Source organism: Furfurilactobacillus rossiae, assembly GCF_013394005.1.
In the GTDB taxonomy this organism is placed as follows: domain Bacteria; phylum Bacillota; class Bacilli; order Lactobacillales; family Lactobacillaceae; genus Furfurilactobacillus; species Furfurilactobacillus rossiae.
In genome coordinates, this window is sequence record NZ_CP040586.1 from 2613496 (window position 1) to 2636351 (window position 22856).

Consider the following 22856-nt stretch of genomic DNA (forward strand, 5'->3'; position numbering starts at 1 on the left):
CCCAATTTTTAATTAGTAACTTATGACTCTCATAAAGAAAATTACGGTAATGCGGCTATCATAGTCGACTTACCTTAAAATTAACTTTATAAAATGTTTGGTAGCTCTCTTTTTAAGCTGTCAAAACATTGATTAGCTTGATTAAATCAACGATTCTAAACGCTTGACCACAGTTAACCAGCAACTGTACCATAGGTCAAGTAGTTCACCATAATTAACTCAAGTTTGTATTTTCATCATTAACTTGAGCTGCTAATATGTAGGTCTTACGTTTGCAATAAAGGTCGCCTTCGGTTGTCAACATGGAAACACCGGCGTGGGAGCGGTTCAAGCCTCAAAATGCGAGTCTTCGCGACCGTCCCCGTGCTGTACATCAGGAAAACCACCTGATTACAGCACCCTTCACGCCTTAGTTTCCCTGTTGACGCCCTTCGGCTTACATCGCAAACATTTAGGCTGCCGTTAGCTAGAAACGGGTTTGTTAAAAAAGTAACAGCTTATTTCTATAATATAAGTGGAGGCGACTAGAGACAGAGTTCCGTGTCGACAGCACTTAATGGTGCGGGTTTGACCATTTAGTGCTGTGGGACGAGTTCTGAGACGAACTTTGGCTCAGAATCGAGGTGGAAGACTCTGGTTTTCAGGAGGCTGAGACCGGTCCTCATGGAACGGCGTCTCTGGTCGACGCAACGACAATGGTGTCACAAACAAGAACTGCAAGTTCGACCAAATAAAATACAAAGGATGGATGAGCATGTTTCGTTTCTTTATACAACCTCAATTGAATATCGCTACCAATTCAATTATTGGTTATGAAATGCTCTTAAAAGAGCACACGCCAGACGGTTGGCGTGTCCCAACATCTTTTGACAGCATTACACCACAAAACTGGACGGAATTATTTGTGGCCTCGACTAAACTCTTGTCGCTAAAGATTCATTCCGTGTCTGTAAATCTAGATCGCCGTCAGCTGATGAATGACGACATTGCCAAATCAGTTATTGATGCCCAGGAACGTATGCGGCCAATGCGGGTCGTCGTTGAACTGACTGAACGGGTTGGTAAGGTGCCTTTCACAAACGCCGAGTTAATTCCCCAAATTCAGCAATTTACCAATCGTGGCATGGATTTTAGCCTAGATGACGTTGACAGTGGCGACAATCACTACAACAATATTAAAGACCTCCTGCCTTATGCCGATGAAATTAAGTTTGCTCTGCAAAACTTTAAGCAGGGACTAATGTCGCCCAATATTCGGCAGGAATTAGACACTTGGCTTGGCATTACCCATCAGTATAATCAACGTCTAGTATTGGAAGGCATTGAGGATGAAGTTGGCGACGACATCGCCAACGAAATGGGCATTAACATTCGCCAAGGTTATTATTACGGCAAACCACATTTATTAGCTTTAGGTCAGGATAAATCATTCGCCTAGTTTTGTTAATGGGGCAATCAGTTCCGCTGGTCTAACAATACAAAACACACCTATGTGTATTACTTTAAAAAATAAAACGTTATTTTACAAAAATTTAGGCCGATAGCGGTCTAATTCGCATGAATATTTTAAAAAATCGCCTTCCCTAAAATTTTAAGGAAGGCGATTTTTGAAACCGTAATATCATTACTTTACGACAAAAATGTAAATGTCAGCGGGTGACAGTCCAATCGTGAACTTAACACCCTTAGAATAGATTGGATCAATGGAACTGGAACCACTCTTAACGCTCTTTGTTTCCTTACCGAATTGTTTCATCACACTCTTAGAATCCGCACCAACACCGTTTGTTAAAAGTGCAAAACTCGTGCCAAACTGCTTTTGGGTAGCCTTTTGCTTAAATGCCTTGGTCGGTACGATCATCGTTGCGCCGAGAACTTGACCGTTCTGAACGTTCATTCGAATGCGGTAGTCTTTGGTCGAGACAACGTCACTAACGCCATTTGCAGGTGTTTTAACGGGTAACAATTGTCCTTTAGCCTGCTGTTTGGCCGTGGTCATCGCGGCTTGAACATCCTTTTGCAAGGCACCAACTTGAGCAGCAGCCTCTGGGGTTGGTTGTTTCTTCAAACTTGCGGCAGCCTTTTGTAGTGCCATTGCTTTGCCCTGATCAGCTTTGCTTAATTTAGAACCCGTTAGTGCCTGATTGAACGATTTCTGCAAGGCTTGGTAATCAGTCAATGACTTAGCGGCTGAGACATGGATCGTTTTGCGCGAACCATTAACGGTCAACTTAACGGACTGGCGTTTGGTCGTTGTGGGTACCTGAATGACAAACGTCCCATTATGCACAGTTAATGATTCTTTTGTGTGACCGTCGACTTGATAGGTCACCTTATTAGCGTTGGTGTGTCCTTTCACCGCGGCAACCATGCCATCCTGATGATACGTTTCATGCGTGGTTGTCAGTGACGCGCGCCCACAACCAGCCAAGGTGAGGACGGAAGCCGCAGCAACAACGCCTAATATTGTCTTTCGTTGCATTACGATTCCTCCCCTTCGCTCATGCTGATGTTGCCGGCAAACTGACTATTGTAGAGGTCAGCGTAAAATCCATTAGCGGCCATCAACGCATCATGGTTACCTGTTTCAACAACGGATCCGTGGTTCATAACAATGATGTTGTCAGCGTTTCTAATTGTCGATAACCGGTGTGCAACAACGAAACTCGTTCGATTTTGAAGTAACTGTTCCATGGCGTGCTGAATTTGAACTTCAGTCCGCGTGTCAACGGAACTCGTCGCTTCATCAAGAATCAGAATTTCGGGATCCGCGACAAACGCCCGGGCGATCGTTAATAACTGACGTTGCCCCTGAGAAATGTTCGACGCTTCTTCATTCAACACCGTTTTGTACCCTTCTGGTAATTTACGGACAAATTCATCAACGTGAGCCGCTTTAGAGGCGGTCATAATCTCTTCATCCGTAGCGTTTTCACGCCCGTATTTCAAGTTATCCCAGATTGTGCCAGTAAACAGCCAAGTATCTTGAAGCACCATCGCGAAGTGTGAGCGCAAGTCCTCACGCTGAAGATCACGGGTATCCGTACCGTTCAAACGAATTGAACCACCCTTAACGTCATAAAAACGTTCCAATAGGTTGATAATGGTCGTCTTCCCAGCACCGGTTGGTCCAACAATGGCGACCTGTTGACCCTTCTTAACAGCTAAGTTGTAATCAGTCATCAGCAGTTCGTCATCGTAACCAAACTGAACGTGATCAAGGGTCAGCAAATTTGGATCATCAGGCTGTGCGGGCAAGTTTGACTGTGTTTGCTTCATTTCTTCTTCATCAAGCACATCAAAGACCCGTTCAGCTGATGCAATCGTTGACTGAATCGTGTTCAGTAAGTTTGCCAACTGCGAAATTGGTTGTGAGAATTGCTGCGTATATTGGAGGAATGCCTGCACATTACCAAGGGTGACATTCCCGTTAGCAACTTGGATCCCACCGACAATCGCAACAAACACGTAACCAATGTTGTTCAAGAACATCATCAGCGGCATGATGATTCCAGAAATAAACTGCGCTTTCCAAGCCGCTTTATAATACGTTTCGTTCTGTGTCTCGAAGTCCTTGATGGCATCGTCTTCCTTATTGAAGCTCTTGACCACCTCGTGACCTGAGTAGTTTTCTTCAACTTGGTTATTGATCAACCCAAGGCTTTTTTGCTGTTGACCAAAGTAGCGTTGTGACTTCGGTGCCACAACACCAACAACGACCAAACTGAGCGGAATGGTTACCAATGCGATCAACGTTAATTGCCAGCTAATTGTTAACATCATCCACAAGGTGCCGACAAACGTGACCAAACTAGTAATCGCTTGCGTCAGACTCTGTTGCAGCGTGCTGGCGATATTATCCATATCGTTGACCGCACGGCTCATAATGTCCCCGTTGTTATGCGTGTCGTAATACTTGATCGGTACTAAACGCATCTTGCCTTTAAACTCACGGCGTAACTTGTACACAGTCCGCTGAGAGATCCGCGTCATAATGTACTGCTGCAGGAAGTTGAACAAGGCAGAAGCCAAATACATAATCAACACAACAACGATAATATTGAAGACTTTTTCGAAGTTGATCGGGTAGTGACTCATGGCGATGCCGGCCTTTTGATGCGCGACACCCGTCATAATTCCTTTGTAAATTTCGGTTGTTGCTTGACCCAAAATCTTTGGTGTACGAATTTGGAACACAACCGCCGTAATGGCAAATACAAGCACCATAATCATGCCAAACCAACGATCTGACATGTATTTCATTAATCGAATAAACGTGCCGAAGAAGTTGTTAGGCTTTTCAACTAAACCAGGGCCTGATCCCGGACCGTGTCCGTGACCGCCAGTTGGTCGTGGTGTCTGTGTTTTCTTTGCATTATCACTCATTACAGACCCGCCTCCCCTTCACGTAACTGAGACCGCATAATTTCTTGATAAACTTTGTTGGACTGTCGTAATTCTTCATGCGTGCCTTTGCCGACTAGCTTCCCGTTATCAAGCACTAGAATCAAATCCGCATCAGCCACTGTGGCAATCCGTTGCGCGACAATCACAACAATACTCTGTTGAATCCGTTTGTCCTGACGCAGTTGACCACGCAATTTAGCATCAGTCTTAAAGTCCAAAGCGGAGAAGGAATCATCAAACACATATGTGCTGGCGTCCTTCACTAATGCACGGGCAATGGCTAACCGTTGACGTTGACCACCAGAGAAGTTTGCACCACCCTGTTCAACATGGGCGTCCAAGCCACCCTCCTCTTTAACGAAGTCGGTTGATTGGGCAATATCTAACGCTTGCCAGATTTCATCATCTGTCGCGTCCTCTTTACCAAACTTCATGTTGTCGCGAATAGTACCAGTAAACAACGTTGCCTTTTGCGGCACCATCGCAACTTCACCATGAAGTGTCTTAACGTCTTGTTGCCGCACATCAACGCCATTCACATTGACGCTTCCTTTTTCAACATCAAAGAAACGAGGAATTAGATTGACCAGCGTTGTTTTACCAGAACCGGTACCACCGATGATGGCCACCGTTTGGCCAGCTTTGGCACTAAAGTCAATGCCGCTTAAAGCAGGCTGTTCCGCGTGACGATAACGAAATTCAACGTTATCAAACGCCAGTTGTTTGGCTTCGCCAGCGGCTGGAGTAGTAGGCTGCTCTGGATCCTTAATGCTGGAATCCAGTGACAAAACTTCCTGAATCCGCGTTGCCGAAGCGGCAGCACGAGGCAGAAAGGCCATGACCATTGCGAGCATCATGAAACTCATCAAAACTTGCATAGCATACGTCATGAAGGCAATCATGTTCCCGACTTGCATCGCTTGTGAACTGATCAACTGACCACCAAACCAAACAATGGCAACGTTGGTTGCACTCATAATCAGTGTCATCACAGGATAAGCAAATGCCACAATCGTGTTAACCTTAATCGAATTGTCCGTGTAATCCTGGTTGGCTGTTTCGAAACGGTCCTGTTCAAACTGATCCTGACGGAAAGCTCGAATAACGCGAACACCAGTAAGACCTTCACGAAAGACCAAGTTCAAACGGTCTGTTTTCGTTTGCATGGCACGGAACCGTGGAATCGCCAGGCCCATAATCAAACCAATACAAATTAGTAAGACAGGAATTGACACCACGAAAATCCATGACAACTGGTGACTCTTGTTATAGGCCAAGAAACTCGCACCAATCAGCATAATCGGTGCCATAATCATCATTCGTAAAGCAATCATGGCAACGTTTTGAATCTGGACCACATCGTTGGTTGTTCGTGTGATCAATGATGACGTTTCTACCTTGTTAAATTCATCATTGGCAAAGTTCATTACTTTGCTATAGATGTCACTCCGCAAGTTTTGACCTAACTTTTGTGAAGAACGCGCTGCTAACAACACGTTCAACACCGCGGCCGCGACTGACAGTAACGAAAAACCAATCATTTCAAAACCAATTTTCCATATGTAACTAATGTCACCCTTTGCCACCCCGTTATTCACAATATCTGATGTCAAACTGGGTAAGTTTAGGTTGGCTATGACCTGAATAATCATAAAAAATACGGCACCAAGTACCGCCCATAATGAAATTCGGCCCCTAGCTATTTTTAGCATTTAGCACGTTCCTCCTCGTTCATAAGCAAAGATGTGACGATGATTGACACAAAATAAACCTAGCTATTATACGCCAAAGAAAGGCGCATTCTCTAAGTTAATTTACTCAAAATAACTGTAAATTAATTCATTTTTATCAATTGACGTTATATCTGCTATTTCGTCCGTAACAATCTATTTTTCGCACGAAGTAGAGTGAGTATATCACTTATTGTTTCTTATGGAAACTTTTTTAAACTGACTTTTCAGGAATCTTTATTGAAAACAAGATGGTCCGGCTACTGACTGCTCTTGATTTGAGCGCAGTCAGTAGCCGGACCATCTTAATATCCTAAAAAAGCACCAAATGATGCCGTTTACTCAATGCCAACACGTTTGAAAATCTCATCAACATACCGCAGATGACGTTGCACATCAAACACAGCAGTCACTTCGGCCGGCGTCAAATATTGGTTGACGAAAGTACTGGCCATCGCCAATTGCTGAAATGTTTTATCGGTGGTCATTGCCTGTTGCGCCAACTGTTGCACATGGTCGTAAGCTGTTTCACGACTAATGTCTTTGTCAATTAGGGCTAGTAGCAATTGTTGACTGAACACCAGGCCACCACTGGATTCAATGTTGTGAATCATCCGGTCCTCATTGACGACCAAATTCGTCATGATGCGATTAAAACGGTTCAGCATGTAATCTAACAGCTCAGTCGTGTCCGGTAAAATGATTCGTTCGGCTGAAGAGTGCGAAATATCGCGTTCATGCCACAAAGATACATCTTCAAAAGCCGTAATCATATGCCCACGAATTACCCGAGCCAAACCCGTAATGTTTTCTGAGCCAATTGGATTGTGTTTATGAGGCATCGCTGAAGAACCTTTTTGCCCAACGGAAAACGGCTCAGCCACCTCACCAATTTCCGTCCGTTGTAAACCACGAATTTCCGTTGCAAAGTTTTCTAAGCTAGTCGCAATGAGTGCCAATACACTCAAATAGTGTGCGTGAAGATCCCGTGGCAACACCTGACTGGTCACAGGCTGTGGTCTTAGCCCGAGTTGATCACAAACATCCTGTTCCACTTGTGGGGGGATATTTGCAAAAGTTCCCACTGCACCACTCAACTCACCCACAGCCATTTCATCAGTCACTACTTGTAAACGCGTAATGTCACGGTTAATTTCATCTACCCACCGTGCTAATTTAACGCCAAACGACATCGGTTCCGCCTGAATGCCGTGTGTGCGTCCCATCATTACCGTGTGACGATACCGTTTTGCCTGCTGGACCAACGTGTCTTGTAACGTTTGCAGATCTGTCATCAATAAGGCATTAGCGTCTTTTAATTGCAATGCCTGGGCCGTATCCACAACATCCGTGCTCGTCAGACCATAATGAACCCACTTTCGTTCATCGCCCAGCGATTCGGATAACATGCGTGTGAATGCCACCACATCATGATGGGTTTCTGCTTCAATTTCCTGCATTCGATCAACGTTTATGACGGCATGCTCACGCAAGGCATCAACATCTGCCTGTGGGATCTTACCTAAGTTTGCCCACGCCTGACACGCAGCTACCTCGACCTTTAGCCATTGTTGTAACTTATTTTTCTGTGACCAAATTTGGCCCATTTCCGGTCGCACGTAGCGATCAATCATGCCATTTCCTCAACTTTCATATCAGCTTGCCAAACATCTTTCAAAACCATTGTCTGTTTACGATCTGGTCCAACAGATAGCGTTGCTAATGGTAAACCAGTTAATGACATGACACGTTCCACATACTGGCGCGCATTCTTTGGTAAGTCATCCACTGTTTTACAATTTGTGATATCTTCCGTCCAGCCAGGCAGGGTTTCGTACACTGGTTTGCAACGCAACAAAGCTTCCCGTCCAGCAGGATAACGATCAATTGTTTCGCCATCCAGCTCATAAGCGGTACAAATTTTTAACTCTGGCAAACCGGTCAGAACATCTAAACAGTTTAACGCCAAGTAGTTTAAGCCGGATACACGTTTGGCATGTCGCAAAACGACCGTATCCAGCCAACCAATTCGACGAGGCCGCTTCGTGACTGTCCCATATTCGTGGCCAACCTCACGAATGTGGTCACCTTTCTCGTCATGCAATTCCGTTGGAAACGGACCATCACCAACTCGGGACGTATAGGCCTTTGCTGCACCAATGACGGCTGAAATTCTAGTGGGCCCGATACCTCCACCAATAGTGACACCACCAGCGACTGGGTTAGATGAAGTTACATATGGATAGGTTCCATGATCAATATCTAGCATTACCCCTTGAGCACCTTCAAATAGCAACCGTTGGCCATTAGCCAGCGCATCATCAAGCACTTTTGAAGTATCGGTTACATATTTGGCGAGCCTTTCGGCATAACCCTGATAAGCCTTTAGTAATGGTTCAAACGCAATCGGTCCGGCACCATACAATTTGGCCAGTAGCTCATTTTTAGCTACGACATTGCGAGCGAGTAGTGTCTTAAATGTTTCTGGTTCCAATAAATCAGCTACTCGAATGCCAATTCGTGAAGCTTTGTCCATGTAAGCAGGGCCAATACCCTTATTCGTTGTTCCAATCTTACTGCCTTTTTTACTGGCCTCTTCTAATTGATCTTGCAAAATGTGATATGGAAAAATCACGTGAGCACGATCAGAAATTCTTAAGTTATCGGTACTAATGCCACGTTCATGTAAGTAATCAATTTCAGCTAACAATGTTTTGGGATTCAGCACGACGCCGTTGCCAATCAAACATTGTTTATCACTTTCAAAAATTCCCGAAGGCAATAGTTGTAGCTGGTACTTTTCGCCGTTAAAGGTAATGGTGTGTCCCGCATTATCGCCACCTTGGTAACGTGAAATCACGTCAGCCTGCTGACTGACAAAATCGGTAATCTTCCCTTTACCTTCGTCGCCCCATTGACTCCCAACAATCACTACTGCTGTCATTATGTCACCTCAAATTTTATTTATCGAACAACAATGAGAACTATAACAGGTAAAGTTCGGATAATCAACTAAAACTGTATAATCTAATTATCAATAAATTTATTGTTCTTGTTTTAGCGAATTTTAATTTGACAGTGAGATTTAAAACGATTACTGTATCTCGTGTTGACGAACTTTAATCAATAAATGACAGAAAGAGGTTTTCACCTTCATGGAAATATTTGATTATGAAGACGTTCAGTTGATTCCCAATAAATGTTTGATTGAGAGTCGCTCTCAGGCGGATCCAAGTATTACGTTCGGTGGGCATCACTTCAAGCTTCCTGTGGTCCCAGCAAACATGGCAACTGTCATCGATGAACAGTTAGCAACCTGGATGGCCGAACACGATTACTTTTATATCATGCACCGCTTCGATCCAGAAACCAGATTACCTTTTGTTCGGAAAATGGCTAAAAAACATCTCATTAGTTCCATCAGTGTTGGTGTAAAACCGAACGAAAAACAGTTTATCGATGATTTGACCAGTGAAAAGCTAACACCAGACTTCATTACTATTGATGTCGCCCACGGTCATGCCAACAGTGTTATTGAAATGATCCATTACATTAAGAAACGTCTCCCAAAGACATTTGTGATTGCTGGTAACGTGGCAACACCGGATGCCGTTCGTGAGCTTGAAGACGCTGGCGCCGATGCAACAAAAGTTGGTGTTGGCCCTGGTAAAGTCTGCATTACGAAGCTGAAGACTGGTTTTGGTACCGGTGGTTGGCAGCTTGCCGCAGTTCGCTGGTGTGCAAAGGCCGCGCGCAAGCCAATTATTGCGGATGGTGGCATCCGTCACAATGGCGATATTGCTAAATCCATTCGCTTTGGTGCCAGCATGGTTATGATTGGTTCGCTGTTTGCTGGTCATCGTCAGTCACCAGGCCATGACATCATGATTAACCACCGCCACTTTAAGCAATATTATGGTTCAGCCTCTGAAAACCAAAAAGGTGGCCGTAAGAACGTTGAAGGAAAAGATATCTTAGTCGATTATCGTGGTGAAATCAGCGATACCTTAACTGAAATGACAGAGGATCTTCAATCCTCCATTTCATATGCAGGTGGAAGTGACCTTATGGCACTAAAAACCGTTGACTATGTCATCGTGCGCAACACCATTACAAATGGCGATTAATTAAAGCTCAAAAAGGGCGCTGCCAAGTTCTGATTAAATTCAGAATTTGGTAGCGCCCTTTCAATTCAATTTTTTTGATTTCGATATTGAATGTCAAACACGTCAACTAATCCGTGAGACAATACCCTTGTTTCACAAGGTTACTTCTTTGGCTTTGCTGCTGTAGTCTGGTTCTCCGCAGTAACTACCGTTTGTTCCCTTTCCGGTTGTTGATCATGTTCCGGCCGTAAGAGCAGGTTTAAGATAACAGCTGAGAAACTAGCAATCACAATGCCGTTGCTTAAAATAAGTTGAGCCGTTTTTGGCAGGTCTTGGAAAATTGCCGGTTGAACCGTAACACCTAGGCCTAAACCAACAGAAACTGCAGCAACAAGGATGTTTTTATTGTTATGAAAATCAACTTGACCGAGCATCCGTACACCCTGCATTGCAACCATACCGAACATTACAACCATCGCGCCGCCAATAACCGGGGCTGGAATGATCGTGGCTAAAGCACCAATCTTCGGCAATAACCCCAGTGTCATCAGAAAACCAGCTGCATAAAACACTGGTCGACGACTCTTAATTCCAGATAATTGAACCAACCCAACATTTTGGGAGAACGTTGTGTATGGGAACGTGTTGAACAAACCACCAAGGGTAACTGCCAATGCTTCTGCCCGATACCCTTTCTTTAAATCTGTTTCCGAAATCGGCTTGTTCATGATATCCCCTAGCGCAAAGAAAACACCGGTTGATTCGACCATTGACACTAATGAAATCAAAATCATCGTCAGAATCGAAGAAATCTCAAAGTGTGGAACACCAAAATAAAATGGCTGTGGAAAGTGGAACCAGCTGGCCTGCAAAACTGGCTTTAATGACACCATTCCGAACGCTCCGGCCGTCAGTGTACCAACCAGCAAACCAATCAACACTGCAATTTGGCGAATAAATCCACGACCCCAAACGTTAGCAGCAATGATTACGGCCACTGTCAGAAAACCAACCCCAAGGTTCAAAGGTGAACCAAAGGTCTTTGCAGATGCATCCCCACCGCCAAGGTTTAGGAATGCGATGGGTATTAGTGTCAATCCGATAACGGTAATGACTATGCCTGTAACCAATGGCGGAAACAGGTGTCGGAGCTTTGCGAACACACCGGCGATTAGAAAAACAAAGATTCCGGCGGCAATGATGGCACCATACATAGTTCCAATTGAAAAGTGCTGACCAATCAAAATTAATGGTGCTACCGCTTGAACAGCACATCCGAGAACGACTGGTAAGCCGATCCCGAAAACACGATTTGTAAGCAGTTGGAGTAACGTTGCCAACCCACTCATGAAAATATCAATTGAAACCAAATATGTCATTTGAGTTGCATTAAAATGCAAAGCGCCACCAATGAGCAACGGAACTAATACAGCGCCTGAGTACATTGCTAGTAAATGCTGAAGTCCAAGCATGGCAGCTTTGGATTCACGTGCCGTTGTCGTGGATTTACTGGACATTAATTTGCTCCTTTTCATGGCTGAAAACGACGTGACCATTATCAAAACTTGCGATACTTGCCAAGGCGAGCAACGGGATGTGACGCTCCACGATGAACTGATGACCACGTTGGAATCGTTTCTCAATCACCACGCCAACACCACCAACCGTGGCGCCGGCAGCTTCACAGATATCCAGCAGACCGTTAACAGCTTGACCATTTGCGAGAAAATCATCAATAATCAGTACCTTATCATCAGCTGACAAAAATGATTTTGAGATTGAAATTGTATTTTCAGTTTGTTTCGTAAAGGAGTAGACAGTCGCTGTGTATAAATTATCCGTCAGCGTCAGGCTCTTGTGCTTACGTGCAAACACCATCGGAACACTAAGAGAAAGACTAGCCATCAGTGCTGGTGCAATCCCGGATGACTCCACGGTTAGCACTTTAGTGATCCCCATATCGGCAAAGTAGTGAGCAAATTCATCGCCCATAGCCTGCATCAATTCGGGATCTACCTGATGATTTAGGAAACTATCAACTTTTAAAATATCTTCACCGAGGACGCGACCTTCGGCATCAATGCGTTCTTCAAGACGTTTGATAAACTTCTCCTCCATTTTCTGAGAACAAAAAAGCTTCCCTTGCGGATATCGCAAAAGAAGCCGAGGATACATTGACTTAATTTGCTTATAGTCCGGAGTTTAGGGCTCTGGGTAGAGACAACCATCCATATCATGGTTATATATAAGCTTTGTTCGTATGCTAATTAACTTGTGGTTCATAGATTATCACAGGTTTGACAATCGTGCAATCACAGAACTCACTTTTTCATTTCAAGTATCACCTTACGAACGTTTGCGGAACCAGTGAATTGCCCGAAAATCCATCGCCAATGCCATTACGGCAAGAATAATCATGATACCGCCGACAATGTCCATGCCGGATAGCGAAATGCCAAGGAAAATGATGGAAAAGACGGTTGCTGATAATGGCTCAAACGCATCAAGCAAGCTCGCCGTCGTTGGTAAAATATGCTTCAAACTAATCGCAAACAAAATGAATGCCAGCAAGGTTCCAATAACAATAATCACGCTCATCAACAACCAATCTGTCGCCGCCAAATGAACCGGATTCGACCACACTGGACCAAACACGTTTAGCGATAAACCGGCGACCAGTAAACCCCAGCCAGTTGTTGCAAACGAACCGTATTTACGCAATAACGTTCGTGGCAGTAACGTATTGGTGGCTACGCCAATGGCCGACAATCCGCCCCAGAATAGCACAGCGCCGGACACTGCCAATGTATTGAAATGACCGTGGGTAATAATCAGTAATGTCCCACCAAATGCCAGTACCATCCCGATGACTTCAGAACGCGTTGGCAGCTGATGATGAAAGAGGATGTAATAAAAAGCAATCACAAATGGGCCTAAAAATTGCAATATCGTTGCGATTGATGGATTTCCTGCGTGAACCGCGTTGAAATAAAACAATTGAACTGGAATAAGGCCTAAAAGCCCATACATCACTAATTGCAGTGCATCCCGTTTGTTACGCCAAATGGCTACCGATTCCCCCTGTGTCAGACTAACTAAAATCATGATCAGGCCAGCAATCGTCATTCGCACCTGACTCACCCACAGTGGCGTAATCGCGTGATTGCGATGAAATAGCGCGCTGGCGGCCACGCCTGAAATCCCCCAGCAAATTCCTGCCGTACATGCCAAGGCAATGCCCAAGGCCTTTTTTGGACGCGGCGTCACTTTTGCCTCTGTTGAGCCAGCCGTCACTTTTGCATCAACATTCGTTGCTTGTGTTTCCATTCAGACACTCCGTTTCAGTTGTTTTTCCATGTTGTACCAAATCTCATCAGCGTGAACTGAATCAGCCACGCCAACGTTAGTGAAACCATTCTTCTCATAAAACGGAATGCGGTCTTTTAAGCAAGTTAATGCCATGGATGTCCGTCCTGCCTGCGTTGCAACGTTGGCCAAGACCGTCAGTAACTTGCTGCCGATTCCTTGTTCACGAGCAGTCGGCGCCGTCGCAATTGTAAAAACCAGTTGATGACCGCCCTGAGGTAAATTTTGCAGTGTGTCCTCATACATCCAGTCCTCAACAAAACGTTCTTTCACAGCCGGCCCAACAATGAACCCCAACACATCACTGTTGTCAGCACGGGCAACTAAGAAGGTGTCAGCCAAAACAGCCAACCGTTTGCGATACGTTTCCAGTGAAGCAGCTTCAGCCGCATTAAACCCAGCCTGTTCAATTGCCTCAATTTGTTCTAAATCGTTTACTGTTGCAGGCTCAATCTTCATACTCAATCCCCTTTGCTCTCAGCTCAAACGACTATTGATTATCGCTAATCACTTGAGTGCCATACTGCAGTAGCTGAGTGGCATAATCACGCCCACCCTGTTGCTGCCTAATTTGACTTTTTAACGTGCTTAGCTGATCAGTGATAACCCCATCAGCATCCATGTTCATCACTTTTATCATCGAATCACTATCGTTCACAGTCCACGCAAACACTTTTTTGTGCTCCCGATGAGCGCCACTGACAAACCGATCATTCAAGGTCGTGTACTCCATCGTGTAAAAATCTGCTTTTGTCTGCGGCACGCCAATAAAGTTAAACGGCAGAATGTATCCCACCGTCAGCGCTGGCCGTTGAGTCTTCAACTGTTCAACAACACCATAGTCCAATGAATGAATGATGTCATGATGAGCAAGCAGTGAATCCCCGTAACGTTTTATGAACCGGTTAACGAGTTCCCGCCTATTCTGGCCGGCATTCAACTTGATTTCAACTAACAATTTTTGGTGCATTTGTTGCGCAGCATGAAGATAATCATCGAAGGAATCAATCTTTGTCTGATGCCCATTTTCATGAATCGTGGTATTTGTTAAACCGGTTAACGTTTGTTTGTCGACCGGTTTATTTTGACCAGCCAAAGTACTTAAATTCGGGTCGTGCATGACGACAAACTTATGATCACGTGTCTCTTGAATATCCATTTCAACGTACGTCGGGTGTTCCTTGTGCGTTTTCTTTAATGCCTGCACCGTGTTTTGCACGCCATTGCCGTCGTCAACGCCTCGGTGAGATAACGTTTGTGGATCTACGACCAATAATCCGGCAAAATAACTGTAACCATAGCCTGCAAACACAATGGCAACAACTGTGAAGGCAATTGGCACAGCCACCCGCCACCAAGGCTTCGCCTTTACTCGCGGCAAATCTGGCAGGCCATCAAAAGCGTGGACATCATAATCTTTCATCAGTTGCAAACTCAGGTCCAATACCCACACAGTCGTGAGGATTGAAATCGTGTAGTTGACCAGCGTTAACAAATTAAAGTTAACAATCGCAGCGCTCAATGCAGTTGTGTGTCCTTGAGTATCAAACCACCGTTGCCCAAAATAAAAACCGCCTAACATGATGCCATACAGAACCGAAATGCTGGCGATAATGCCAATGATCCTCAATGTGATCCACCAAAAACGGCCCCAAGTTCGTTGCCACGATGCACGAACCGCCCGCCGAACTGTTTGTTGCTCAAACATCAACATTGGAATAACAAGAAATAATCGGTTTCCAAAATAGAAAGCGCCGACATACAGTAGAACCAACGCTGCCACTAACAGTGGTTTGGTCATGATGAACTCAACGATAAAGTCGGGAATTTGAACCTTTGCCAGTAACGGCGTACTGATGAAGTTGCCGCCAAACGGAACAATTAACAAGAAGTACAACAAGAAAAAGCCAAACGTACCGGGTGATAAACGTGGCAATCTATGCCATAACTGAGCAACCAACTGGCGGATAGTTGGTCGTTGATCCTTTCGCCGATAAGCCACCATCAACAGTAAATAAGCAAACTGCAAGTAAATTGCCAAAACAATCAATAACAATAGCAGGAGCAGACTAACCATCGCCCACGGATGGTCCTTTGCTACTGAAACGGCGTTCGTATACGACAAATATGGAATATTACTCCAACGTAAAATGCCAGCACCCAGCCAAGAAAATACCGGAATTAAAATGGCATATACAATAATTGCTGTAAATGAATAATGTTTAAAGAAGTACCAAAAAGCGCCTAAAAAACGCCAAATACTTGTTCGCTTCGTCCCCGTCATAGGTACATCCTCTCTAATGAATTTACTTGTTTCATGATAATCTTTTTTATAGCTGATTTATTATTCGTTTTGTGTGTTAAATACCACTTTACTGCTAATCACACGGTGACAAAAGAAAATTCCTCGTGCAACTAATAAAGTTGCTTGAGGAATTTTTGCTAACCAGTGAATTAGTTTGCTATTTTTTAAATAAATTGAGATACAGTTGTTCTGCAAACGGCTTCACACTGTGTTTCGCACGAAATGAATTACTTAGCATGATCAGACCATTCTGCCCATCCTTTGAAACAATCGACATTCCTTGATAACCGTAGCCCAGCCCGTGATTAACTGCCGCACCATACATGTTGTACGTGCCACCACCGTAAGTACTACGACTACCAGATTCGTATAACTGGTTCACAGAAGTTTTGGAGATTAATTTACCCTGCATAATTTGACTGATCATAACGTACAAATCACGCACCGACATCGCTATGCGTCCGGTTCCCAGCTCGTCATGCCACATTGCGTCCGGCGTTACGACTTCCTTACCATAGTCCACATTGTCAGTTTTAGTGCCCGCGTAAGATACGGCAACATGGGAGTTGTCAGACGGCATAAACACAGTTTGACGCAAATTAAAGCGCCGAATAACCTGCTGATTGAACAAAGCCTCGTAAGACTTTCCCGTCAGTTTAGTCAGTACTCCTGCCAAGATATTGTAGTTCACTTGCGAATAACGCCACTGATTATAAAGCTGTGAATTAAATTTTAAGTGATGTAAATCATAATCCACAATTTGCTTATCCGTTTGTGGCGTAGTCGGGCCTGGTGGTCCAGGCAAAGTCAATCCAGAAGTCATGTCCAACATTTGCCGAATCGTAATTTCGTTGCCGTGTGGAACATCTTTATAAAATTTACTGATGTGGTCAGAAAGTGACAGGTGGTTTTGCTGCACTTGTTGCATGACCAATGCCCCGGTGGCTATTTTCTGAATTGAAGCGATAGCATACGCCGTATCTGCACCATTCTGCCGTTTTCGGGCTGCATTAGCATTTCCATATTGACGTTCAAATACCACTTTCCCGCCACGAACGACAAGAACGGAACCGACAAAATCAATTGATTGCATCTTTTTATCCAACGAATCGGCCTGTGTGTGGTCAATTGCCGTCGGTATTTTAGCACTCTGCCATTTCGCAATTGGCTTAACAGCAGGTTTTCTTTTGTACACTGGATGTGCCACTTTCGTTGATCGTTGCACCTCATGATACAACGTCCCCCACGCTAAGGTGCTGACTAGCAGGACGATGAGGACTACAAACCAAATTCTTTTTTGTTTGAACATTTTCCTCCCCTTTCCTACTACGAATCAACATTTTCCTATCGGTTTATTATATCAACAGTTCACTGTCATGCCATAATTTTCATACTTCGATATGAACTCACTATTAAAAATTTAATTATAAAAAGCATATGTTTTTGCTTATGAACAATTACTTGTTACGATTCAGGTACTATCGACGGGTAGTCATTTTTAATTGATCATGATCGATTCAGAGTGATGCCGAGGCCCCAAAACATGTGGGCGTCAGGTAAACATTTAGCAATGTGTTGCCCACTTGGGCCGCGAAAGGAGACTACGTCATGTCTAAAACAAAAGCGTCAACGCAATCCCCCAAAAAGGTGTCAAAAAAATCACCATCTGAATCTCGAGCTAATTTCAAACGCAACCTGCGTCGGTCCATTTATGTATGCGGTGCCACACTAATGCTACTTAGTGCCTCAGTGCCAAGTGGTGTTGCTTTAGCTGACACCATCAACGAACCACAAACAACCCGTCAGGCTAGAGCTGGCTTAGCTGACGTTAGCTTGCTATCCAATGGTCAAATGACTACTAATAAAGCTAACCCACAAACGAAAAACGCTCAAGGAAATTATGACCTCGACCTTAGTTATACCGGGACAGGGGTCGCCAATGTCGGTTTAGCAACGAAAAAAATCATGGTCTTCGGACTGGCACCTGAACTTCGTGGAAAGGTTGTCGGTGGCGCAAACATTGCCGTAGATGCAGCCTTAACGGACATTAACCTGTCCAAGATTCCAGGCGTTAGTGCCGAAGTTGCCTTGGTTCAAACGGCCCTGTCCCTGTTAGGTACTGGCTCACCTGAATTACTGGCCGTGCAAAATGCATTGAACCGCTTGACCAGTGCACAACCATTAGGTACTTATCATGCCAACGTGGCTGGTACCGTGACAAACGACCGTATCACGGCCGATGTTACAGATGGCTTGGGCAACTACGTTAAGAGTCAAACTGGCTTAATTATCGCTGACGTGCAAAACGCACTGAACGCATTGCCAGCCTCTAACCCGCTAACAGCAACCTTGCGTGGGGCATTGCAAGAACTACTTAACGTATTAAACCCGATTATCGGGGTATCAAGCAACCTGCTGAATAACTTACTGAATGTTAACTTGCTTGGTCACACTACCGCACGTTTGACAACGACTGTAAGTGAACCAACCGCGGCCAACACAAAAGTTTACGGTGTTCTATCCAGTAATGGTGCCGTGGACATTGACCTGCTAAGCAGCGAAGGTGATGCTGTTAACCTCCAATTTGCAGTCACACCCCAAAATCCGCTGGAAAATTATACGGTCGCCACCCCAACGTTGAATCCAGCAACAGCCGGTGATACCAGCGTTTCTGGTAATGCGACACTGACAGAACCAATTCCTGATGGAACCACGTTTAAAGCGATTGCCACACTGCCTGGTGGTAGCACGGTGACAGGCGATGTCGTTGTTGACGGCAATCACGCTTCGTTCAACGTGGATACCGGCAAGTTAACGGCTGGTCAAGAAATATCCGTCAAGTTGCAAGCAGTTAATGGCACCAACACCAAGACCGGTGGCGCAGCGAGCGTGGTCGTCCATGATGTTGACCCGACTAACCCGCTGCAAAATTACACGGTTAATGTACCGAATCTTGACCCTGCTACGGCCGGCGATACCAGTATTTCGGGAAACGTTGACATTTCAGAACCTATTCCGCCTGAGACAACATTTAAAGCCATCGCAACACTGTCTGACGGTGTTGAAAAGGAAGCTAACATCACTATAAATGGCACCACTGGCACGTTTACAATTGACACTGGTGCATTGAACGCTAACGATGTAGTTTCCGTTAAAGTACAAGCCAAAAATGCTGGCTTTAAGAAGGATGGTCTGCCTCGGTCAGTAACCGTTCAAGCGGAAGATCCGTTTAAAGACTACACGGTTGCCGCACCAAGTGTTGACCCAGCAAACGATGGCGATGCAATGATTAAAGGGAACGCTAATTTAAACGAACCTTACCCTTCCGGCACGACGTTTACCGCTATCGCAACACTCCCTGGTGGCATTGAGAAAACAGCAGAGGTTAGTCCAGATGGTAGTTACACAATCAACTCCGGTGGATTAACAGAAGGTGAAGACATTAGCGTTCGTATCCAAGCGAAAAATGGCGCCGCCACTAAGGACAGTACTGGCACTGACATCACCGTCGGCAAGGCCGTGGTCACAAACCCAATTGCTGATTACGACGTTGCGACACCGACATTGACGACGCCTAAGAACGGTGAGACAAGTGTTTCTGGCACAGCCACATTAACGGAACCAATTCCTGCGGGAACAACGTTTAAAGCGGTCGCAACCCTGCCGAGTGGCCGACCAGTCACCGGTGAAGTTACCGTAATTGACGGTCAAGCCACGTTTACCATTGACACCGGTTCACTACGAACAGGGCAAGAAATTTCGGTCAAACTTCAAGCAGTCAACGGCGACAACACGAAGGACGGATCACCAGCAACGACAACTGTTGTGGCTAATGCCTTTGACGACTACACCGTTAATGCACCTGAAGTGAACCCAGCGAAGGCCGGTGACACAACGATTACTGGGAATGCCAACTTGAACACACCTTATCCGGATGGTACGACTTTCACAGCCGTTGCTACCCTTCCTGGTGGTGTTCAACAGACAGCTGAGATCAAACCTGATGGTACCTACACGATCAATTCGGGTGCCTTGACAGCAGGGGAAGCCATTAGCGTCAAGATTCAAGCTAAAAACGGTGACGCAACCAAAGATAGTACACCAACAGATATGACTGTTAGCGAAGCCGAAAATCCATTGGCTGACTACGAAGTGGCAACACCAACATTTATCACACCTAAGAACGGCGATACCAGTGTTTCAGGGTCAGCTGTACTGACAGCGCCGATTCCAGAGGGCACCACGTTTAAAGCCATTCTGACATTACCAGACAACACGACTAAAACGGTTAATGCAAATGTTGATGGCGTCAATGCGACGTTTACAGCTGATACTGGAACATTAATGACCGGCCAAGTGGTATCTGCCAAACTACAGGCAGTTAACGGCGACAACACAAAGGATGGAGCTGAAGCCTCAACAACTGTTGAAGCAACTAATCCGGCCAATCCACTGGACGGTTACACCGTTAATGCACCAACTGTTAACCCAGCCAAGGCCGGTGAAATTACCGTAACTGGTAATGCCAACTTCAATACGCCAATTCCTGATGGGACAACGTTTGAAGCCATCGCTACCCTACCTGGCGGAAGTACAAAAACAGCTACCGTTAACGGTGACGGCTCCTACTCAATTGACACTGGGACGCTAACAGCCGGTCAGCAAATCAACGTGAAGATTCAGGCAACCAACGGCGATAACACCAAAGATAGTTTGCCAACAGGTATCGTTGTTGACCAAGCCGACCCAAGTAATCCACTGGATGGCTATACCGTTAACGTTCCAACTGTTGAACCGGCAGTAGAAGGCAACACGACAATTGATGGGAATGCCAACATCAACACACCATTCCCAGAGGGTACAACATTCAAGGCAGTTGCGACCCTACCTGGTAACATTGAAAAAGAAGCCACTGTTAGCTCAGATGGGTCCTTCTCAATTGACTCCGGCACACTGATTGCAAGAGAAGAAATCAGCGTTCGAATTGTGGCGATGAATGGTGAAAATACCAAGGATAGTTTGCCAGTTACCTTCTTCGTCGGTAAGTCTGATCCGACTTTCGAAGATCCATTAACAAACTACAACGTCACAACACCAACGCTGAATCCGGCGAAAAATGGCGACACCAGCGTCTCTGGATCAGCCACATTAACCACACCAATTCCTGATGGAACCACGTTTAAGGCCATTGCTACTTTACCAGATGGTTCAACCAAAACCGTCGACGCAACGGTTAACGGCGACAAGGCCACATTCACAGTAGACACAGGTGCCTTATCTACTGGCCAAATCGTATCTGTCAAACTGCAAGCTGTAAACGGAGATTATACGAAAGACAGTTCCCCTGCTTCCGTAACTGTTGAAGCCGGTGACCCAACCAACCCAACGAATCCATTGGATGGTTATAACGTTGGCGCCCCAACCGTAAACCCTGCTAAGGGCGGTGACACCAACGTGACTGGGAACGCACACATTACAACACCAGTACCAGACGGCACCACGTTTACTGCGGTCGCAACACTACCAGATGGCTCGACAAAAACTGGTACTGTGAATCCTGATGGTTCCTTTAACATCGACACTGGTGCCCTGACACCTGGTCAAACGGTGAATGTCAAGATTGTCGCTACCAATGGTGACAATACCAAGGATAGTGCACCCGTTTCAATCACTGTTAGTCAGCCAAATGTAACGAATCCACTGGATGATTACAATGTGGGGACACCAACCGTTAATCCAGTTAATACCGGTGACACTGCCGTGACTGGGAATGCCAATGTCACAACACCAGTACCAGATGGGACAACGTTTACCGCAGTGGTGACGTTGCCTGATGGCTCAACCAAAACTGCACCAGTGAATGCAGATGGTACCTTCTCCATTCCAATTGACGGTTTAACTGATGGTCAAACGCTGTCCGTTAAAATTGTGGCTGCTAATGGCGACAACACTAAGGACAGCACACCAGTGAGCGTTACAGTTGGTAGCGGTCAACCCAGCACACCCGGTAACCCAGGCACTGGAAACAGCGATGGGTCAGGTAACGCTGGGGCGGGTAACACCGGCGGCTCTGGAAACACTGGTTCTGGTAGTGCCGGAAACGGAGCTGGTCAAGGCTCTGGCGGACAAACATCCACCGGTAACAGTGGGACAGGCGCAACCGGATCTAATTCCACGGGCCCTGGCACTACTTCTGGTACCACCGGGCAAACGGGTCGTTCAGGATCATCCATGACTGGTCAAGGCGGTTCAGGTTCCGGTAACACTGGCTCAACCGGTTCAGGATCGACTGGTTCAAAAACAACCGGCTCAGGTATGACCGGTACAACTGGTACCAGTGGGGCCGGCTCGAACGGACGCTCTGTAACAAGTGGTACCGTTAATGGACCACGTGCCATTGCTCCTCAATCAGGTAGTGGCACCACCTCAGGCCGTTCAGGGTCTCAAACGACTAATCAGACTCAACGTGATAAATCAGGCGTTCTCCCACTGACAGATCAGCAACGTGCCACAGTTGCTTCAATCCTCGGTGCTGGCTTACTGATTGGCGCAATTGCCGCCGCTTACCGCTTCATCAGAAAACGTTAGCCTCAGACAATAGCGAGCTACAGACATTAATGTATTAATATTCAGAATTTCAAAAGCAAGTCATCTCGGCGTTTAGACCACATCGCTGAAATGACTTGCTTTATTTTGATAACCCCTAGGACTAGATTAAACGTGCTACATTAAAAAATAAGGGAGCAACTCGACATCATGGAAAAAACAGATTGCAAAATGTACGCTTGGGGCAACATCTTCAAACTGACAGTAGAAAATCAGGATAAGGTTTTACCTATCAGTGTTAACGTGCACCCAAGAGTGAATCCAGAAACCGGTGAAGTCACCTTTTTTGTTGACCCGGAGGAATTCGCAAAAATGGCTCAGCACGGATTGCACTAA

At 45.4% G+C, this 22856-nt stretch carries 15 protein-coding genes and 1 riboswitch; of the genes, 4 read left to right on the forward strand and 11 right to left on the reverse strand.

Features of this window, described 5'->3' with window-relative positions; all coding sequences use genetic code 11:
- The first annotated feature begins 754 nt into the window (after positions 1–754).
- Entirely contained in the window at positions 755–1438 is a 684-nt protein-coding gene (locus LROSL1_RS12470; RefSeq protein WP_017262566.1) for an EAL domain-containing protein, read from the forward strand.
- Between the two features lie 186 nt (positions 1439–1624).
- Here LROSL1_RS12470 and LROSL1_RS12475 read toward each other — a convergent pair whose 3' ends face one another.
- From LROSL1_RS12475 to LROSL1_RS12495, 5 genes are all read right to left on the reverse strand, one after another.
- Positions 1625–2482, reverse strand: coding sequence for a hypothetical protein (locus LROSL1_RS12475; protein WP_178914795.1), 858 nt, complete (start codon positions 2480–2482; stop codon positions 1625–1627).
- Complete coding sequence (locus tag LROSL1_RS12480) at positions 2482–4386, reverse strand: ABC transporter ATP-binding protein (protein WP_178914796.1); 1905 nt, start codon at positions 4384–4386, stop codon at positions 2482–2484. The genes LROSL1_RS12475 and LROSL1_RS12480 overlap by 1 nt, the downstream gene beginning before the upstream one ends.
- Positions 4386–6119 carry an ABC transporter ATP-binding protein gene (locus LROSL1_RS12485; RefSeq protein ID WP_178914797.1) on the reverse strand — a complete coding sequence of 578 codons (1734 nt, stop codon included), beginning with the start codon at positions 6117–6119 and terminating at the stop codon, positions 4386–4388. The genes LROSL1_RS12480 and LROSL1_RS12485 overlap by 1 nt, the downstream gene beginning before the upstream one ends.
- A 356-nt stretch (positions 6120–6475) precedes the next feature.
- Positions 6476–7771, reverse strand: coding sequence for an adenylosuccinate lyase (gene purB / locus LROSL1_RS12490; protein ID WP_178914798.1), 1296 nt, complete (start codon positions 7769–7771; stop codon positions 6476–6478).
- The gene (locus tag LROSL1_RS12495; RefSeq protein WP_178914799.1) at positions 7768–9081 is read right to left on the reverse strand and encodes an adenylosuccinate synthase; all 1314 of its coding nucleotides are present in this window, start codon (positions 9079–9081) and stop codon (positions 7768–7770) included. Before LROSL1_RS12495 ends, purB begins: the two co-directional genes overlap by 4 nt.
- A gap of 211 nt (positions 9082–9292) precedes the next feature.
- On the opposite strand from LROSL1_RS12495, the gene LROSL1_RS12500 reads away from it, so the two are divergent.
- Positions 9293–10264 (forward strand): GMP reductase, encoded by a 972-nt coding sequence (locus tag LROSL1_RS12500; RefSeq protein WP_178914800.1) that lies wholly within the window; start codon positions 9293–9295, stop codon positions 10262–10264.
- Positions 10265–10404: 140 nt separating this feature from the next.
- Here the strand turns inward: LROSL1_RS12500 and LROSL1_RS12505 are convergent, their stop codons facing one another.
- The 6 genes from LROSL1_RS12505 to LROSL1_RS12530 form a co-directional block, all read right to left on the reverse strand.
- Positions 10405–11760 (reverse strand): nucleobase:cation symporter-2 family protein, encoded by a 1356-nt coding sequence (locus tag LROSL1_RS12505; protein ID WP_178914801.1) that lies wholly within the window; start codon positions 11758–11760, stop codon positions 10405–10407.
- Positions 11750–12346, reverse strand: coding sequence for a xanthine phosphoribosyltransferase (locus tag LROSL1_RS12510; protein ID WP_026017209.1), 597 nt, complete (start codon positions 12344–12346; stop codon positions 11750–11752). The genes LROSL1_RS12505 and LROSL1_RS12510 overlap by 11 nt, the downstream gene beginning before the upstream one ends.
- Positions 12347–12414: 68 nt before the next feature.
- Positions 12415–12512: riboswitch (purine riboswitch) on the reverse strand.
- Positions 12513–12589: 77 nt separating this feature from the next.
- Positions 12590–13570, reverse strand: coding sequence for a DMT family transporter (locus LROSL1_RS12515; RefSeq protein ID WP_225440534.1), 981 nt, complete (start codon positions 13568–13570; stop codon positions 12590–12592).
- Entirely contained in the window at positions 13571–14068 is a 498-nt protein-coding gene (locus LROSL1_RS12520; protein ID WP_178914802.1) for a GNAT family N-acetyltransferase, read from the reverse strand.
- A gap of 31 nt (positions 14069–14099) precedes the next feature.
- A complete protein-coding gene (locus LROSL1_RS12525; protein WP_178914803.1) occupies positions 14100–15893 on the reverse strand; it encodes a glycerophosphoryl diester phosphodiesterase membrane domain-containing protein in 1794 nt (597 codons plus the stop codon).
- A 178-nt stretch (positions 15894–16071) separates the two neighbouring features.
- Positions 16072–17223, reverse strand: coding sequence for a serine hydrolase domain-containing protein (locus LROSL1_RS12530; protein ID WP_178914804.1), 1152 nt, complete (start codon positions 17221–17223; stop codon positions 16072–16074).
- A 299-nt stretch (positions 17224–17522) separates the two neighbouring features.
- On the opposite strand from LROSL1_RS12530, the gene LROSL1_RS12535 reads away from it, so the two are divergent.
- Both LROSL1_RS12535 and LROSL1_RS12540 read left to right on the forward strand, forming a co-directional pair.
- Complete coding sequence (locus LROSL1_RS12535) at positions 17523–22502, forward strand: adhesive domain-containing protein (RefSeq protein ID WP_178914805.1); 4980 nt, start codon at positions 17523–17525, stop codon at positions 22500–22502.
- A gap of 168 nt (positions 22503–22670) precedes the next feature.
- Positions 22671–22856 (forward strand): hypothetical protein, encoded by a 186-nt coding sequence (locus LROSL1_RS12540; RefSeq protein WP_178914806.1) that lies wholly within the window; start codon positions 22671–22673, stop codon positions 22854–22856.

Bases quoted from the DNA above. Each gene is read 5' to 3' on its own strand.
- LROSL1_RS12470 (WP_017262566.1), top strand. From the start codon at position 755: ATGTTTCGTTTCTTTATACAACCTCAATTGAATATCGCTACCAATTCA.
- LROSL1_RS12475 (WP_178914795.1), bottom strand. From the start codon at position 2,482: ATGCAACGAAAGACAATATTAGGCGTTGTTGCTGCGGCTTCCGTCCTC.
- LROSL1_RS12480 (WP_178914796.1), bottom strand. From the start codon at position 4,386: ATGAGTGATAATGCAAAGAAAACACAGACACCACGACCAACTGGCGGT.
- LROSL1_RS12485 (WP_178914797.1), bottom strand. From the start codon at position 6,119: ATGCTAAAAATAGCTAGGGGCCGAATTTCATTATGGGCGGTACTTGGT.
- purB (WP_178914798.1), bottom strand. From the start codon at position 7,771: ATGATTGATCGCTACGTGCGACCGGAAATGGGCCAAATTTGGTCACAG.
- LROSL1_RS12495 (WP_178914799.1), bottom strand. From the start codon at position 9,081: ATGACAGCAGTAGTGATTGTTGGGAGTCAATGGGGCGACGAAGGTAAA.
- LROSL1_RS12500 (WP_178914800.1), top strand. From the start codon at position 9,293: ATGGAAATATTTGATTATGAAGACGTTCAGTTGATTCCCAATAAATGT.
- LROSL1_RS12505 (WP_178914801.1), bottom strand. From the start codon at position 11,760: ATGTCCAGTAAATCCACGACAACGGCACGTGAATCCAAAGCTGCCATG.
- LROSL1_RS12515 (WP_225440534.1), bottom strand. From the start codon at position 13,570: ATGGAAACACAAGCAACGAATGTTGATGCAAAAGTGACGGCTGGCTCA.
- LROSL1_RS12520 (WP_178914802.1), bottom strand. From the start codon at position 14,068: ATGAAGATTGAGCCTGCAACAGTAAACGATTTAGAACAAATTGAGGCA.
- LROSL1_RS12525 (WP_178914803.1), bottom strand. From the start codon at position 15,893: ATGACGGGGACGAAGCGAACAAGTATTTGGCGTTTTTTAGGCGCTTTT.
- LROSL1_RS12530 (WP_178914804.1), bottom strand. From the start codon at position 17,223: ATGTTCAAACAAAAAAGAATTTGGTTTGTAGTCCTCATCGTCCTGCTA.
- LROSL1_RS12535 (WP_178914805.1), top strand. From the start codon at position 17,523: ATGTCTAAAACAAAAGCGTCAACGCAATCCCCCAAAAAGGTGTCAAAA.
- LROSL1_RS12540 (WP_178914806.1), top strand. From the start codon at position 22,671: ATGGAAAAAACAGATTGCAAAATGTACGCTTGGGGCAACATCTTCAAA.